Raw genomic sequence first — 16,101 nt, forward strand, 5'->3', positions numbered from 1 at the left:
CCACACCCCCGCCGCGCGCGCGCCGCGGGGGGGCGCGCCGGGGCCCCCCCCCCCACTCGGAACCGGTCGGGTTGTGGTCACCCCCCCCCCCAAACCCCCCCCCCCCCACGAATCTGGGGGTGACCTCAGGGAGGAATCGGGGGGTACCCCGATAGCGCGGCAGTGGCGCGAATCGGTTGGATGGAGACATGACCACCACCACCACCACCCCGTACCAGACCGCCACTCCCGACCGCACCCTCAGCATCACGAGCTTCGCGCTCGGACTCGCCTCGATCGTCTTCGGCTGGACGCTGATCGCCCCGGTCGCCGGCCTCGTCGTCGGCATCATGGCGCTGAAGCGCGAGCCGCTGGGCAAGACCTTCGCGGTGTGGGGCATCGTCCTCAACGCCGTGATGCTCGCCGGCGCCGCGTTCTTCGCCCTCCTCGCCCTCGTGGGTATCGGGTTCGGCGTCCTGGCGCTGCCGTTCGCCTGGCTGTAAGTCGACAGGGGACAATGGGGGGATGGAACCATCCCCCCTCGTCCGGCCGCGCAGCTTCGTAGTGCGCGGCCGCAAGACCGAAGCCCAGTCGCGCGCGATAGACGAGCTGTGGCCGAGCTTCGGCGTCGACTTCGACGGCTCGCCCCTCGACCTGGACGCGATCTTCGGACGCACGGCGCCCCGAGTCGTCGAGATCGGCTTCGGCAACGGCGAGAACCTGCTGACCCTGGCGGAGCGCCACCCCGACCGCGACTTCCTCGGCATCGAGGTGCACGGCGCGGGCATCGGCCGGGTGCTCGGCGCGATGCGGGATCGCGGACTCACGAACATCCGCATCGTCCGGCACGACGCGGTCGAGGTGTTCGAGCGCGGACTGCCGGCGGGTTCGGTGGATGAGATCCTCGTCTTCTTCCCGGACCCCTGGCCCAAGGCCCGTCATCATCGGCGCAGGCTCATCCAGCCGGAGGTCGCCCGGCTGCTCGTCGCTGCGCTGTCCCCGGATGGCGTGCTCCGGCTCGCGACCGACTGGGAGCCGTACGCCGAGCACATGATCGAGGTGCTCGACGCCGAGCCGGGTCTCGTGAACCTCGCGGGCGAAGCGCGCTTCGTCCCGCGCCCGGACGACCGTCCGGTCACCAAGTTCGAGCGCCGGGGCGAGCGCCTCGGCCACGCCATCTTCGACCTCGCGTACCGTCCCGCCCGCTGACCCGCCTGCCCGACCCGTCCGTCCGCCCGTAGACCCCAGTCGCGCGTCCGCGGCGCGCAAAGGGAGGTCATCCGATCCCGCGCATCGCCGGATCGCCTCCGTTTCCCGCATCAGGACGGCGTGTCGACGGGAATCACCTCCCATTCCGTCCGGCCACCGCGGAGGGCGGAAACGGAGGAGATCCGCATCCCCGCCTCGGCGCGTTGCGCGAAACGGAGGGCCGAGGACGGCCGCCGGCACCGGATCGCCTCCCTTTCGGGGGCGCACGCCTCCGGCCCGACGGACCGCCCGTATTCGTAGGATGGGCGCATGACGCATGCGCGCACGGTCGACGAGCTCCGGTCCGCCTTCGAGCGAGGGGTCACCAAGCCGCTCGCGTGGCGCCTCGGCCAGCTGCGGGCGCTGCGCCGCATGCTCACCGAGCGGTCGGCGGAGTTCGAGGATGCGCTGCTCGCCGACCTGGCGAAGAGCCCGACCGAGTCGCAGATCGCCGAGCTCGGGTTCGTGGTCGGCGAGATCGACCACACGCTGAAGCACCTGCGCCGCTGGCTGCGGCCGCGCCGCGTGTCGGTTCCCGGAGCGCTGCTCCCGGCGCGTGCGTCCACGATGCTCGAGCCGGTCGGTGTCGTGCTCGTCATCGCGCCGTGGAACTACCCCGTGCAGCTGCTGCTCGCCCCGCTGGTGGGCGCGCTCGCGGCCGGCAACGCGGTCGTGCTCAAGCCGAGCGAGCTCGCCCCGGCGACCTCTGCGGCGATGGCCCGCCTCATGCCGCAGTACCTCGACACGCGCGCCGTCGCGGTGGTCGAGGGCGGCGTGGAGGACACCACCGACCTGCTCGCCCAGCGGTGGGACCACATCTTCTACACCGGCAACGGCCGCGTCGGCCGCATCGTCGCCGCCGTGGCGGTCGAGAACCTCACCCCGGTGACGCTGGAGCTCGGCGGCAAGTCACCCGTCTACGTCGATGCCACGGTCGACATCGCCGCTGCCGCCCGCCGCATCGCGTGGGGCAAGTTCATGAACGCGGGGCAGACGTGCGTCGCGCCGGACTACGTGCTCGCCGAACGCTCCATCGTCCCCCGCCTCGCCGATGCCCTGCGCGACGCGGTCCGCGACCTCTACGGCGACGACCCGGCGCAGAGCCCCGACTACGGCCGCATCGTCAATGACCGCCAGTTCGAACGGCTGACCGGGATGCTCGGCTCGGGCACTGCGGCGGTCGGCGGCGACCACGACGCCGAGACCCGGTATCTCGCTCCGACCGTGCTTACCGATGTCGCGCCCGAGTCGCCCGCGATGGCGGAGGAGATCTTCGGCCCCATCCTCCCGATCCTTCCCGTCGACGGCCTCGACGACGCCATCCGCTTCATCCGCGCGGGGGACAAGCCGCTCGCCCTGTACGTCTTCACCTCGAGTGCGACGACCCGCCGCCGCATCCTCACCGAGACCAGCTCCGGCGCGGTCGGCTTCGGTGTTCCGGCCGCGCACCTCGCGGTCGCCGGACTCCCGTTCGGCGGGGTTGGCGAGAGCGGCGCCGGCGCGTATCACGGCGAGCGATCGCTGCGGACCTTCAGCCACGAGAAGGCGGTGCTGAGCAAGCCGCTCAGCCCCGACACCCTGCAGCTGATCTACCCGCCGTACACCGAGGCCAAGGACCGCTTCGCGCGCGGTCTGCTGCGCAAGCTGGGCTGATCCCTCGACGCTCGACGGCGATGGACACCGTGTCGAAGGAGTGTGGAGATGGGCGACAGGTCGTCCAGTGGGCCTCACAGGCCCGGGGGTAGGCTCGGCACTGCCGGAGGCCACGAACGTCCGGCGCCAGAAAGACATGCCAACGCACAACGAGAGGCAACGGTGCCAACCGTGAACCCGACAGCAACCATGGACGACTCGAAGACAGCCCCAATCCCCGTCGTCACCCCGTCCGGACTCGTCGTCACCGATGCGTCCGAGAACGTCTCCGACGTTCCTACCCCCAGCGCCGAGGGGCGCGCGACACGCGTCGAGACCGACTCGCTCGGCAGCCGCGAGATCCCCGCCGACGCCTACTGGGGCATCCACACCTCGCGCGCTCTGGAGAACTTCCCGATCGCCAAGCGCCCGATCTCCGTCTACCCGGACCTCATCGTCGCACTGGCCAGCGTCAAGCAGGCCGCCGCGCGCGCCAACGCCGAGATCGGCGTGCTCGAGCCGCGCAAGGCCGAGCTGATCGACCGCGCCTGCCAGCTCATCATCGACGGCCGCTACCACGACCAGTTCGTGGTCGGCGTGATGCAGGGCGGCGCCGGAACCTCGACCAACATGAACGCGAACGAGGTCATCGCCAACATCGCGCTCGAACTCGACGGACACGAGAAGGGCGACTACTCGCACCTGCACCCGATCGACGACGTCAACCGCAGCCAGAGCACCAACGACACGTACCCGACCGCCATCAAGATCGGCCTCACCTTCGCGCTCGGGCACCTGCTCGACGAGCTCGCTCTGCTGCGCGATTCGTTCGCCGCAAAGGCCGCCGAGTTCCGCAACATCCTGAAGGTCGGCCGAACCCAGCTGCAGGATGCCGTGCCCATGACCCTGGGCCAGGAGTTCCACGGCTTCGCCACCACGCTGACGGAGGACCACGCGCGCCTGACCGAGACGAAGTGGCTGCTCGCCGAGATCAACCTCGGAGCGACCGCGATCGGCACGGGCATCACCGCGGACCCGGGCTACGCGGCCGCCGCCGTGCGCCACCTGAACGCGATCACCGGCCTGAATCTCGAGACCGCCCCCGACCTGATCGAGTCGACCAGCGACGCGGGCGCGTTCATGTCGTTCTCCGGCTCGCTCAAGCGCAGCGCGATCAAGCTCTCGAAGATCTGCAACGACCTCCGCCTGCTCTCGTCCGGACCCCAGGCAGGGCTCGGCGAGATCAACCTGCCGGCGCGCCAGGCCGGCTCCAGCATCATGCCCGGCAAGGTCAACCCCGTCATCCCCGAGGTCGTCAACCAGGTGGCCTTCTCGGTCGCCGGCGCGGATGTGACGGTCACCATGGCGGCGGAGGGCGGCCAGCTGCAGCTCAACGCCTTCGAGCCCGTCATCGCCCACTCACTGCTGCAGAGCATCACGTGGATGGCGCAGGCGTTCCGCACGCTGCGCATCAACTGCGTCGACGGCATCACGGCGAACGAGGAGCGCCTCGGCGCGATGGTCGGCTCGTCCGTCGGCGTGATCACCGCACTCACCCCGCACATCGGCTACGCCGCCTCGGCCGCGCTCGCCAAGTCGGCTCTCCTGACCGGACGCAACGTCGCCGACCTCGTCGTCGAGGCGAAGCTGATGAGTCGCGAGGAGGTCACCCGGCTGCTGTCGCCCGCCCGTCTGAGCGGCCTGGAGGTCGTCACCACGGCCATCCCGGTCATCGAGGCGGATGCCATCCGCGAGGCACGCTCCGATACCGAGTGAGCGACGGGGTTCCTCAGCCCCGTCATCGAACGCAGACTCGTTCGTCTACTCCTATGGACGGATGCTCGCCTTCCCGCTGGCCCAGCGGGCTCCAGGCGGCTCCGCCGGAAGGAGCGACGGATGCCGCGAGGCGAGAGACGGATCGTGGACCGCTTCCTGCGGTCGCTGGAACGGGCGCCGGGCATCCACGTCGTGGACGCCGACGCCCTGCTGCTGCAGGTGCTGACCCCGGACGATCGGATCGTGGAGGTGCGGGTGGAGGAGGACGCCCTGCTCGCCAACGCCCGCCTGGTCGCCGACGATGCGGCTCTGCACGGACTGTCCGGGACCGACAGCGTCGAGCGGTCGTTCACGCTGTTCTTCCTGCACATGCAGACGGCGGTGCGGTCCGGGCCGCCGCAGGGGGCCCGCCGGCTCCGTTACACCGCTCAGGGCGTGGTCCGGGATGGGCACGCGGGAACGGGGAGCACGCCGCGCATGCAATAGCGGACATTGCTGTCTAGGCTTTTCGCCCCCGACCCGGGCAGGGTGAGCTTAAGCCCGCATAGAGGTCGTTATGCCCGACATAGCGACAAGGGTGCCGGCACCGGGGAATCTCGCTGCGCCGAGTGCCGGCACCCGACCTTTTCCGCCTGGCGTCAGTCGGACGGCGAGGGACCGGCGGCCGGAGAATCGTCCGCCGGGAGTTCATCCGTGCTCTGCGGCACGGTGCATTCGAAGTCGTACACCGCGCGGGGCGGAGTGCCCTGCAGCGCGGAGAACGCGTACACATCGACGACGGCGGCGCCTCCGAGGTGGGAGGGGCGGCGGATGCGCGTGGGCGGCGTTCGGGAGAGGGAGGGCACCGAGAGGGTGGTCTCGCTGCCGTCGCGGGCGACCAGGACGCAGGTGAGCATCCATCCGTCCGCTTCGTCGGGGATCATGCGACGACCCTAGGCGGTGCGGCCGCTCAGGTCGATTCCCCCGTCGAGGGGGAGAAGAAATCGGTGCCGTCCGCGGGGCCGGTGTGCGGCCCGGCGGACGGCACCGGAAGAGACTCAGTTGAAGGGCGCCCACTCGTCGAGGTCGTACTCGAGCTCGATGCCGTCGTAGAGGCGGACCCGCCAGACCTTGCTGTTGCCGCCGACGTACTGGCCGCGGGCGGTCTCCATCGACCACTCACCGTCGCCGATGCGCTGCCAACGGATCATGCCGACGTGTTCGCGGAGCCGCGGCGCGTGCGGCGGGTGAAGGAAGTCGTCTTCAGACATTTATCCATACCGTCCCCCTCGCTGCCCTCTCATCGTGGCCCAGCGTCGAGACGAGTCACTACCCCCAAATGTGGGGTCTAGGCTTTTCGCTCACCCGGCACGTCGGGATCGCTCAGCGTTCGCGCGCCTCGGCCTCGTGGAAGAGCGCGATCATGTCGCGGCCCAGCTGGTGCGGGGCGGTCTCGCACGGGCTGTGCCCGGTGCGGTAGACGGCGAGGCGGGCGCCGAGGGCCTTCGCGTTCGCGGCGTGCAGGTGCGTCGGCCAGAGGTCGTGATCACCCGTGACGACGAGGAGCGGGATGCCGCTGGCGGCGACGCGCGAACGCACATCCGGGACCCGCTTCATCAGTCCGACGATGTCGTCGACGCTGGAGCGGCGGGTGAGTGCGAACCGCGACCGTACGAAGGCCAGTCGACTGTCGGAGACCTTGTTCTTGTTCGTCGTGATGCCCCAGATCATCAGGCTCGCGCCGATGTGGGCCGTCGCGAACCAACTCAGCCAGCCGATGATCCGCACGCCGCGGAACGACTGCCCCGGCTCCGGCGGGGCCGTCAGGAGAGTCAGCGACCGGAACAGCTCGGGATGCTCCACCAGGGCCAGCTGCGACAGGATGCCGGCGAAGGAGTAGCCGAGCACGTGCGCCGGGCCGCCGTCGCGCAGGAAGGCGACGACATCGGCTACCAGCAGTCCGTAGGTGTAGTGGCCGCCCGGGACCGGACCGGCGTCGGCGGACTCGTACTGCCCGGCCAGATCGAAGCTCTGCACGTAATAGCCGGCCGCCACCAGGATCGGCGCCAGGAGATAGAAGTCCTCCTTGGAGCCGGTGACCCCGGGAATGAGCACGACGCGGGGATCGGCCGGGTCGCCGAGTGCGGCGACCGCCAGCTCACCGCTGGGCGCGCGGAAGCGGGAGAAGACCGTGCCGACGGGCGCGACCGACCAGTCGATATCGGGCAGGGCGGCATCGAGGCGCGCAGCCTCGTCGTCCCCGCCCGTGACCGGGCGCCGCTCTCCGATCGACACAGGCATACGCTAACGCACCGCGGCGCGCCCGGTGGGTCAGGTGACGCGGCAGTACGTGGTGAGGTAGCCGATCCCGCCGATGGAGACGGTGACGGTGGAGCGGTCGCGGAGGAAGACGGGAGGGGTGCGCGAGTAGCCCGCGCCGCCCGGGCTCCCGGTCGAGATCAGTGTTCCGGGCGGGATGGTGGCCGAGCGCGAGAGGAACTCGATCAGCTCCGGGACGCTGCGGACCATGTCGGCGGTCGACGCATCCTGCAGGATGGCACCGTCGACGTTCGTGGTGAGCCAAAGGTCTTGCGGGTCGGGGATCTCGTCGGCCGTGACGACCACGGGCCCGGTGGGGGTGAAGCCGTCGAACGACTTGCACCGCGACCACTGCGCCTCCGAGAACTGCAGGTCGCGCGCAGTGATGTCGTTGACCACGGTGTAGCCCCACACGTAGTCCAGGGCGTCCTGCACCGGGACGTTGCGCGCCGGGCGCCCGATGACGACCCCCAGCTCGGCCTCGTAGTCGACCTGGGTGGAGAGGTCGGCCGGCCAGGTGGTGGTTCCGCCGTGCCCGGCCAGGGAGTTCGGCCAGAGGTTGAAGACGGTCGCCGCCTTCTCGCTCCGCAGTTTCAGCTCGGACGCGTGCGCGGCGTAGTTCGCGCCGATCGCGATGACGTGCGGCGGGCGGAGGATCGCGGAGGCGTGGCGCAACTCGTGCACCGGCGGCAGCTCGCGGCCGGCGGCTTCCGCCTCGGCGACGACCGCGCGCACCTCGGCGAGGCCGCTCTCGCCGCGTTCGATGAGCTCCTGCAGGTCCCGCGGCGGCCGGTCCATCACCTCGTCGAGGAAGAGGGCTCCGTCTCCGATGACGGCGGCCAGGCGGGGCCCGGGATCTGCGGCAGTGCTGAGGTGCGAGAATCTCACCGATCCAGGCTATCGGTTCAGGCGACGGCGCCCGGCGCGTCCCTCTCGCGGTCGTGCGCTTGACGGCGCCGGGTGATGCGGCGGCGCCAGGGCGACTGGTCGGGTAGGTGCATGCTCAACGTCGTGTACGCCCAGCGCAGCCGGCGCCCGAAGCCGCGCCAGGTGGAGAACGGGCGGGCCGAGATGCCGACCGTGAGCCGTTCGTCGTAGCGGACGGCGGTGTCGAGGCTCAGATGGAAGGCGAGGTCCAGATCGTCGTGGATGTCGCTGCGGTCGCGGTGCACCCGCTCGCGCACATCCAGCCAGACCTCGCGGCGCATCGCGAAGTTGGAGCCGAAGATGGGCGGGTTCCCGAGCCACAGCCCCATGGACCAGAAGTAGCCGCCGATGTAGAGCACCTGTCCGATTCCGGCGACCACGGTGTTGCCGTCGTAGAACACGCCGGGGCCGGTGAGCACACCGACCTCGGGCGCATCGACGAACTCGGCCTCGATGTGGAGCAGCCAGTCGGCCGGCGGCCGCGAGTCGGCATCCAGGCGCGCGATGATGTCGCCGCTCGCGGCGTCGTACCCGGTGGATGCGGCGGGCCAGATCCCGCGATGCGGCTGCTCGACGACGGTCGCCCCGGCCGCGCGTGCGACATCGGCGGTGCCGTCGCTGCTGCCGTTGTCCACCACGATGATCTCGTCGGCGGGACGCAGCTGCGCAGCGAGGTCTTGCAGACAGCGGGCGAGCATCTCGGCGTCATCGAGGGCCGGGATGACGACGGACAGGGAGGGCACGTGTCGATCGTACGCGGCACCGGGCCTGGTTTCAGGCCCGCCACAGGTGCAGCCCGGCATAGCTGCGCCAGGGAGCCCACCGTGCACCGTGCTCGGCGAGCCCGCGCGCATCCCCCGGGAGCCCGAGCCGCGCGGCACCCTGCCGGAGTGCCAGATCGCCGGTGAGCAGGATGTCGGGGCTGCCCAGCACGCGCAGGGCGACGTATCCGGCCGTCCACGGGCCGATGCCGGGCAGCTCCACCAGCCGGCGTTCGAGCTCGTCACGCGACTCGCCGACGTCGATGGTGAGGCGACCGTCGGCCAGCGCCTCGGCCGCACCGACGATCGCGTCGATCCGGCGCGACGGCCCGCGGAGCACCTCCCGCCCGCGCTCGGCGATCGCGGCGGCGGTGGGGAAGAGGCGGGTGAAAGCGCCCCCGCCGGGCACCGGCAGGTCGATGGATTCGCCGAGGGCGTCCGTGAGCCGGGTGAGGGCGGTCCGCGCTGCGGCGACAGACACCTGCTGCCCGATGAGCGCACGGAAGACGATCTCCTCCGCATCCACCGCTCCGGGCACGCGCAGGCCGGGTGCCGCGGCGACGCTGGGCGCCAACGCGGGGTCGGCGGCCAGGACCGCGTCGATGGCCTCGGCGTCCGCGTCGAGGTCGAGCAGGCGTCGCACGCGCGCCACCAGGGGGGCCAGATCGGCCACATCCGCCAGGGAGGCGTCGCACTGCACCGCGGGGGACGTCGCGGTGCCGGTGAGAGTCAGCCGCACCACCGCGGGCCCGTGCGGGAGCCGGAGCGCCCGGGCGTACCCGATGTCGCCGGAGCCGTGGGCCGCGCCGGGAGCCTCCATCCCGTCAATCGCGCGGGCTGCGAGGAAGGACAGCACCGACGCGCCGTCGAACGGCGCACGGGCCGGCAGCCGCAGGCTCAGCGTCACCGTGCCGGGCTCGCGGTGTGCGGCGGCGGGGGAGCGGCGGGCGGCGGTCCGGATGGCGCCGGGCGTGAGCCGATAGACCTCGGCCATGGTCTCGTTGAACTGCCGGACGCTGCTGAAGCCTGCGGCGAAGGCCACGTCGGTGATCGGGAGGTCGCTGCCGGTCAGGAGCAGCCGCGCCGTCTGCGCACGGTGGGCGCGGGCGAGAGCGAGCGGTCCGGCACCGAGTTCGGCGGTGAGCACGCGGTTCAGGTGCCGCGGGGTGTAGCCGAGCCGGTGCGCGAGGCCGGGCACGCCCTCCCGCTCCACCGTGCCGTCGGCGATGAGGCGCATGGCGCGTGCGGCGAGGTCGTCGCGCACGTTCCATTCGGGTGAACCGGGCACGGCATCCGGGAGGCAGCGCTTGCAGGCGCGGAGCCCTGCCTCGTGCGCGGCCGCCGCGGTGAGATAGAAGGTGACGTTGCCGGGCTTGGGTGTGACAGCCGGGCAGCTCGGACGGCAGTAGATGCCGGTGGTGTGCACGCCGGTGATGAACTGCCCGTCGAAACGCGCATCCTTGGCGCTCATCGCCCGGTAGCGCTCGGCGAACACCGGGTCGGTGAGGCGGCCGTCGGCGCTGTCCGCAGGGGTGCTCGATGCGCCGGACCGGGGATGCTGCAGCGTGCTCATGTCCACCAGCGTGACACCCGCCGCCGACATCCGATAGCGGAAATCGGACATCACCGCGAGGCCGCCGGTGCCGCCGATCGCTAGCCTGGGGGCATGGACGTACTCGACTGGCTCGCGGCCGCGCTCGGCGAGGAGGCCGCCGACGCCGGCGTGCTGACGACCGACCCCGCTCTCCTCGACGCCGCCCGCACCGACCGGTCCGGATGGGTGGCCCAGGGCCGCCCGCTCGCGATCGTGACCGCGCGGTCGGTGGCGCACGTGCAGGCCACGCTGCGGGCGGCGAGCGAGTTCCGCGTCCCGGTCGTGCCCCGGGGTGCGGGCACCGGCCTGGCGGGCGGCGCGAACGGTACCGACGGATCCATCGTCCTCGACGTCTCCGCGATGAACCGCATCATCGAGATCTCGGCCGACGACCAGCTCGCCGTCATCGAGCCCGGCGTCGTCAACAGCGACCTCAACGCGGCACTGGAGCCATACGGCCTGTTCTTCGCGCCCGACCCGGCGAGCAAGGCGATCTCCACCGTCGGCGGGAACATCGCGACCAACGCGGGCGGGCTGCTGTGCGCGAAGTACGGCGTCACGCGCGAGGCCGTCCTGGGGCTGGAGGTCGTGCTCGCGGATGGACGCCTCCTGCGCACCGGGCATCGCACGGTCAAGGGCGTGACCGGCTACGACCTGACCGCCCTGTTCGTGGGGTCGGAGGGGACGCTCGGCGTTATCGTGGGCGCCACCGTCCGAGCCCAGCCGATCCCGCCGGGCGAGCCGGTCACCCTCGGCGCATTGTTCTCCGACGTCACCTCGGCGGCGCAGGCCTCGGCCCGCATCACCGCGGCACGGCTGCGTCCGGCCGTGATGGAGCTGCTCGACGCCCCGGCGCTCGAACGCATCTCCGCGTACCTCGGCTCGGCGACGATCGAGGATGCGTTCGGCGCGACGGGAGGCGCGGCCTACCTCCTCGTCCAGTTCGACGGCGCCACCGCGGCGGCCGACGCCGCCGCTGCCGGTGAGCTGCTGACCGAGACCGGGGGAACAGTCCGGGTCGCCGCGGATGCGGAGGAGGGGGAGCGCCTGCTCGCGCTCCGCCGCGCGTTCCACCCGGCGCTGGCCTCGTCCGGCGAAGTGCTCATCGAAGACGTCGCGGTGCCGCGCTCACGGATGCCGGAGATGTTCGCCGCGATCGAGCGCATCTCCGAGCGGTACGGCATCCCCATCCCGACCGTCGCCCACGCCGGCGACGGCAACCTGCACCCCAACTTCGTCTACACCGGCCACACGGTGCCCGACGCCGTGTGGGATGCGGCGAACGACCTGTTCCGGACCGCCATCGCCCTCGGCGGCACCCTCACCGGCGAGCACGGCGTCGGCGTGCTCAAGCGTCGCTGGCTCGCGGACGAGGTCGGACCCGACTCCTACGAGTTGCAGGTGAAGCTGAAGTCGGTGTTCGACCCTCTCGGCATCCTGAACCCGGGCAAGGTCTTCGGCGGCGCCTGACTCCGTCTGGGGGCGCGTGTGCGCCCTTAACAGACTCGACCCCCGGTGGTGCGGCGATGCCTGCAGCGCTCCCGGGGGATCGAGTTATGCGTCAAGGATGCCCCCGGCGCGCAGCGAGCGCAACCCCCGATCGCGGCTGCGCGGTGAGCGAACGCGCTTTGACGCCACACCCCGGCACCGGTTGGATGGGAGGCATGGCAGAGAACACCAACCAGAAGCCGGAAGTCGACGCCCCCGAGGGACCGGCTCCCGAGACCCTCGAGATCGTCGACATCGTCGAGGGCACCGGCCCCGAAGCCACCCCCGGCGCGAAGGTCGACGTGCACTACCTCGGCGTCGAGTACGAGACCGGCGAGGAGTTCGACTCCTCCTGGAGCCGTGGTCAGTCGATCAACTTCCCGCTGAACAACCTCATCAAGGGCTGGCAGGAGGGCATCCCCGGCATGAAGGTCGGTGGTCGCCGCAAGCTCACCGTGCCGCCGGCGCTCGCGTACGGCCCCGCCGGCGGCGGTCACCCACTGTCGGGCAAGACCCTGATCTTCGTGATCGACCTGCTCGGCGTCAGCTGAACGCATCACCCGAACGACGAAGCGCTCCCTCGGCACGGCCGGGGGAGCGCTTCGTCGTCTGGGGTGTCCTGTGCCGTGCGCGTCGGAAACGGAGGAGATCCCGGCCGCGGCCGACATCATCCCCTCCATTCCCGGCGTTCAGGGCGATCACCCGCCGGATCTCCTCCGAATTGGTCGACCATCCCCCGCCGCTCGACCGGTCCGAAAAGGAGGAGTCCCGCCGCCGACACGCCGCGGAACGCCGGGAACGGAGGCGATCCGGCGGGCTGCGGCGGAGATGTCCTCCGTTCCGGACCGGCCCAGGCGCCCGTCCGCCGCTCGGCCGAGACGACGGCCTACAGCGCGGGCGGCTGCATCCGGGTCGGGATGGCGATGCGGTTCCAGATGTTGATGGTCGCAATGGCCAGCAGCACGTTCGCCAGGCCCTCCTCGCCGAACTCGGTCAGCGCGCGCTGGTACAGGTCGTCCGAGACGCCGTCCTCGTGGATGAGGGTCACGGCCTCGGTGAGCTCCAGCGCGACGCGCTCGCGATCGGTGAACCACGGAGACTCGCGCCAGGCGGAGACGGCGAAGACCTTGCGGAGCGGCACGCCGCGACCCTGCAGGTCGACCGAGTGCATGTCGACGCAGTAGGTGCAGCCGTTGATCTGTGAGGCGCGCAGCTTGATGAGGTCGCCGAGCGGCTCCTCGACCTTGCCGCCGACGTAGCCGTCGAGGTTGATGACCTTGCGGTAGCCCTCGGGCACGATGGTGGGGAGTTGGATGCGTTCTGTCATGTCCTCCACGCTAGGAACACGATTGGCTGCGGGTAAGATCCATTCCGATCGATTCTGATCAGGCCATTCGTCGAGGCTCGGAGGGCATCCTGGACCTGCATGTCGCCATCGACGGCCGGGGCGATCGCGCCGACCGCATCTACCGCCAGCTGCGCGACGCCGTGGTCGATGGGCGCCTGCGGCGGGGGGAGCGGCTGCCGGCGACGCGCGAACTCGCCGAGCGGCTGCAGGTCTCGCGCTCGACCGTCTCGACCGCGTACGAGCGGCTGACGGCGGAGGGGTACCTCGCCGCCCGGGTGGGCGCGGGCACGTTCGTCGCCTACACGGGCGCACCGGCCCGCCCCGGCGCTGCGGACACCCCGCGCGGCGCCGCCCGCCCGAACGCGACCTGGGCCGAACTCGACGACCCGCTCTGGACCGAGCCGCGCCCGATCGCCTACGACTTCAGCATCGGCTCACCCGATCCCGCCCTCTTCCCGCTGGAGACCTGGCGGCATTACGTCACCGCCGAGCTCCGCGGCGGCTTCGCCCGCTCGGCCCTCTACGCCGACCCGGCCGGTGTCGACCGGCTGCGCGAGGGGATAGCGCGGCACCTCGGCCTCGCACGCTCGGTGGCCGCGGGTCCCGAGGACGTGCTGGTGACCAACGGCGCGCAGCAGGCGTTCGACCTGCTCGCCCGTGTGCTGCTGACGCCGAGCGACACCGTCCTCGTCGAGGACCCCGGATATCCGCCCGTCCGGCAGCTGTTCGAGACGACGGGCGCCCGGGTGCTGCCGGTCCCGGTGGACGAGTTCGGGCTCCGTGTCGACCTGCTGCCCCCGGCACGGCTGCTGTATGTGACCCCCTCCCACCAGTTCCCGCTGGGCGGCGTGCTCCCGCTGGAACGACGGGTCGCCCTGCTGGAGTGGGCGGCCCGCAACGACGCGGTCGTCATCGAGGACGACTACGACAGCGAATACCGGTTCGGGGCGCGGCCGCTCGATCCGCTCCAGCGACTGGATGCGGAGGGGCGGGTGGTCTACGTCGGCACCTTCTCGAAGACGATGGCACCGGCGCTCCGGCTCGGATTCGTCGTCGCCCCGCCGGGCCTCCTGCCCGCTCTTCGGCATGCCAAGCGGCTGAGCGACTGGCACAACGACGCGGTCACCCAGCGCGCCATGGCGCGCTTCATCGACTCGGGCGGTTTCGCGCGTCACGTGCGCTCGGCGACCCGCGTCTACGAGCAGCGGCACGACGCGCTCGTCCGTGCGGCGCGAGGGCTGCTGCCGGGCCTCCGCCTGGTGCCGTCCGCCGCCGGGCTCCACCTGGCGCTGCTCGCGGACGGGGCGGACGGCGACATCGACGGCCGCCGGGTCGCTGAGCGGGCCGCGGTCGCGGGCGTCGCCGTGCAGCCGGTGTCGCGGTTCCGGGTCGGGGAGGGGCCCGACGGCCTCCTGCTCGGCTTCGGCGGCATCCCGGTGGAGCAGATACCGGACGGCCTGCGCACGCTCGCCCAGGCGGTCGAGCGTGCCCGGGCGTCGGCACCGGGCGAAGCAATGCGATGATCGGAGGATGACCTCGCCGGATGCGCCCGCTCCCCGCCGTCGTGGCCGGCCGGCCGACGTCGACCCCGAGCGGGTGGCGCTGCTCGCCCTTCGGCATTTCGACGAGCACGGGTACGAGCAGACCACGATGGACGACATCGCCCGGGTGGCGGGAATCGGGCGGCGCACGCTGTTCCGTTACTTCCCGAGCAAGCCGGCACTGGTGTGGGGCGGCGTCGAGCCGGTGGTCGGGCGGATGCACGACGTGCTCGACGCAGCGGAGGACGACGAGCCCGTGCGGGATGTGCTGGCGCGCGCGGTGACCGAGTCGCTGACCCTGAGTCCCGAGGCCGAGGAGGCCACCCGCCGGCGCATGGCGCTGATGGGTACGCACCCCGCACTCGTCGGATTCGGTCTCACAGCGATCGCGGCGAACCGCGGCATGCTCGTCGATTTCCTCGCCCGCCGCCTCGGAGCCGAGCCGGACGGACTGCGCGTGCAGGTGCTCGCCGACACGATCGGGTCGGCCGACTTCTCGGCGCTCGTCTGGTGGGCGCGCCACGACGACGGACCGCCGGGCCCGGTGGTCGCGGCCGCACTGGACCAGGTGCTGCGCGGCATCTGACCGCATCCGGCTGTTCGACGCCGCTGGGATGGCTCTCGCCGCGCTGCCCGGCGACGAGTAGCGTGAGCCCATGCCGATCGAAGACGCATTCCCGCAGGGCACGCCCGTCTGGGTCGACCTCCAGAGCCCCGACCACCCCGCCGCCGCCACCTACTACCGATCGCTGTTCGGATGGGATGTGTCGGCGCCGTCAGCCGATTCCAACGGTTTCGCGCTGGCCAGCGCACGCGGTGTCCCCGTCGCCGCGCTCGGCCCGCTCCCGTCGGACGATGTGCCGACGAGCTGGACGGCTTACTTCTCGGTCGACGATCTGACCGCCGCGGCGCAGGCCGTGACGGCCGCGGGCGGCTCGGTGCTGCTGGAGCCGGGAGAACCGGTCGCCGGCATCCGGCTGGCCATCGTCGCCGATCCGGCCGGAGCGGTCTTCGGACTGTGGCAGCGGAAGGACCAGGGCGACCCGTGGCTGCGCGACGAGCCGGGCGCGGTGGACTGGCTGGAGCTGGTGGCCGCCGACCCGGCGTCGACGTTCCCGTTCTACGAGTCGGTGCTCGGCGTCGGCATCAGCGAGATGCGTGTGGGGGAGGAGCCCTACGGGCTGTTCGACGTCGGCGAGACGAGCGTGGCGGGCGCCTACCGGTCGGACGGTGTCGAGCCGGCCCACTGGCTGGTGTACTTCAACGTGGCCGATCTGGATGCGGCGATCGTGCGTGCGACGGAGCTCGGCGGGACGCTCCGCACCGAACCGCTCTCCGCTCCGGGCGTCGGCCGGTGGGCCGAGATCGTCGACCCGCAGGGCGCCGGATTCGCGCTCCTCGAGCCGGAACCGGAGCCGTCCTGAGCGGTGGCCGCGGGGCGGGAGCGCCCCGGATGCTCTGGTAGACTCTTCCAGTTGCCGTCTAACGGCCGCGGATCAAGAGAGCCCA

At 71.6% G+C, this 16,101-nt stretch carries 17 protein-coding genes; 10 read left to right on the forward strand and 7 right to left on the reverse strand.

What is annotated here, in order from left to right:
• Nucleotides 1-188: 188 nt before the first annotated feature.
• From J2Y42_RS10710 to J2Y42_RS10730, 5 genes are all read left to right on the forward strand, one after another.
• The gene (locus J2Y42_RS10710; RefSeq protein WP_309858132.1) at nt 189-482 is read left to right on the forward strand and encodes a hypothetical protein; all 294 of its coding nucleotides are present in this window, start codon (nt 189-191) and stop codon (nt 480-482) included.
• Between the two features lie 22 nt (nt 483-504).
• Complete coding sequence (trmB, locus tag J2Y42_RS10715; RefSeq protein WP_309858135.1) at nt 505-1,188, forward strand: tRNA (guanosine(46)-N7)-methyltransferase TrmB; 684 nt, start codon at nt 505-507, stop codon at nt 1,186-1,188.
• 309 nt (nt 1,189-1,497) lie between these two features.
• Nucleotides 1,498-2,880, forward strand: coding sequence for an aldehyde dehydrogenase family protein (locus J2Y42_RS10720; RefSeq protein WP_309858137.1), 1,383 nt, complete (start codon nt 1,498-1,500; stop codon nt 2,878-2,880).
• A 189-nt stretch (nt 2,881-3,069) separates the two neighbouring features.
• Entirely contained in the window at nt 3,070-4,635 is a 1,566-nt protein-coding gene (locus J2Y42_RS10725) for an aspartate ammonia-lyase (protein ID WP_309859515.1), read from the forward strand.
• 120 nt (nt 4,636-4,755) lie between these two features.
• Nucleotides 4,756-5,121, forward strand: coding sequence for an ABC transporter substrate-binding protein (locus J2Y42_RS10730; RefSeq protein ID WP_309858140.1), 366 nt, complete (start codon nt 4,756-4,758; stop codon nt 5,119-5,121).
• A 152-nt stretch (nt 5,122-5,273) separates the two neighbouring features.
• On the opposite strand, the gene J2Y42_RS10735 is transcribed toward J2Y42_RS10730, so the two are convergent.
• The 6 genes from J2Y42_RS10735 to J2Y42_RS10760 form a co-directional block, all read right to left on the reverse strand.
• Nucleotides 5,274-5,558 carry a hypothetical protein gene (locus J2Y42_RS10735; protein ID WP_309858143.1) on the reverse strand — a complete coding sequence of 95 codons (285 nt, stop codon included), beginning with the start codon at nt 5,556-5,558 and terminating at the stop codon, nt 5,274-5,276.
• A 114-nt stretch (nt 5,559-5,672) separates the two neighbouring features.
• Nucleotides 5,673-5,885, reverse strand: a complete 213-nt coding sequence (locus J2Y42_RS10740; protein WP_309858145.1) for a hypothetical protein — start codon at nt 5,883-5,885, stop codon at nt 5,673-5,675.
• 112 nt (nt 5,886-5,997) lie between these two features.
• Nucleotides 5,998-6,915, reverse strand: a complete 918-nt coding sequence (locus tag J2Y42_RS10745; RefSeq protein ID WP_309858147.1) for an alpha/beta hydrolase — start codon at nt 6,913-6,915, stop codon at nt 5,998-6,000.
• A 30-nt stretch (nt 6,916-6,945) separates the two neighbouring features.
• On the reverse strand, nt 6,946-7,821 hold the full coding sequence (locus tag J2Y42_RS10750) for a fumarylacetoacetate hydrolase family protein (RefSeq protein ID WP_309858151.1): 876 nt from the start codon (nt 7,819-7,821) through the stop codon (nt 6,946-6,948).
• 17 nt (nt 7,822-7,838) lie between these two features.
• On the reverse strand, nt 7,839-8,603 hold the full coding sequence (locus J2Y42_RS10755) for a glycosyltransferase family 2 protein (protein WP_309858154.1): 765 nt from the start codon (nt 8,601-8,603) through the stop codon (nt 7,839-7,841).
• A gap of 31 nt (nt 8,604-8,634) precedes the next feature.
• On the reverse strand, nt 8,635-10,224 hold the full coding sequence (locus J2Y42_RS10760) for an AlkA N-terminal domain-containing protein (protein WP_309859518.1): 1,590 nt from the start codon (nt 10,222-10,224) through the stop codon (nt 8,635-8,637).
• 63 nt (nt 10,225-10,287) lie between these two features.
• Here J2Y42_RS10760 and J2Y42_RS10765 point away from each other — a divergent pair, with 63 nt between their 5' ends.
• Complete coding sequence (locus J2Y42_RS10765) at nt 10,288-11,685, forward strand: FAD-linked oxidase C-terminal domain-containing protein (protein WP_309858156.1); 1,398 nt, start codon at nt 10,288-10,290, stop codon at nt 11,683-11,685.
• A 194-nt stretch (nt 11,686-11,879) separates the two neighbouring features.
• Nucleotides 11,880-12,254: an FKBP-type peptidyl-prolyl cis-trans isomerase gene (locus J2Y42_RS10770; RefSeq protein WP_018190441.1), complete on the forward strand. Its 375-nt coding sequence runs from the start codon at nt 11,880-11,882 to the stop codon at nt 12,252-12,254.
• A gap of 335 nt (nt 12,255-12,589) precedes the next feature.
• Here the strand turns inward: J2Y42_RS10770 and J2Y42_RS10775 are convergent, their stop codons facing one another.
• Nucleotides 12,590-13,030, reverse strand: a complete 441-nt coding sequence (locus J2Y42_RS10775) for a carboxymuconolactone decarboxylase family protein (protein WP_309858163.1) — start codon at nt 13,028-13,030, stop codon at nt 12,590-12,592.
• A 161-nt stretch (nt 13,031-13,191) separates the two neighbouring features.
• Here J2Y42_RS10775 and J2Y42_RS10780 point away from each other — a divergent pair, with 161 nt between their 5' ends.
• From J2Y42_RS10780 to J2Y42_RS10790, 3 genes are all read left to right on the forward strand, one after another.
• Nucleotides 13,192-14,574 (forward strand): PLP-dependent aminotransferase family protein, encoded by a 1,383-nt coding sequence (locus J2Y42_RS10780; protein WP_309858165.1) that lies wholly within the window; start codon nt 13,192-13,194, stop codon nt 14,572-14,574.
• Nucleotides 14,575-14,581: 7 nt separating this feature from the next.
• On the forward strand, nt 14,582-15,178 hold the full coding sequence (locus J2Y42_RS10785; protein WP_309858168.1) for a TetR family transcriptional regulator: 597 nt from the start codon (nt 14,582-14,584) through the stop codon (nt 15,176-15,178).
• Nucleotides 15,179-15,248: 70 nt separating this feature from the next.
• Entirely contained in the window at nt 15,249-16,016 is a 768-nt protein-coding gene (locus tag J2Y42_RS10790; protein ID WP_309858171.1) for a VOC family protein, read from the forward strand.
• Nucleotides 16,017-16,101 lie beyond the last annotated feature (85 nt).

The organism is Leifsonia sp. 1010 (assembly GCF_031455295.1).
GTDB lineage: Bacteria > Actinomycetota > Actinomycetes > Actinomycetales > Microbacteriaceae > Leifsonia.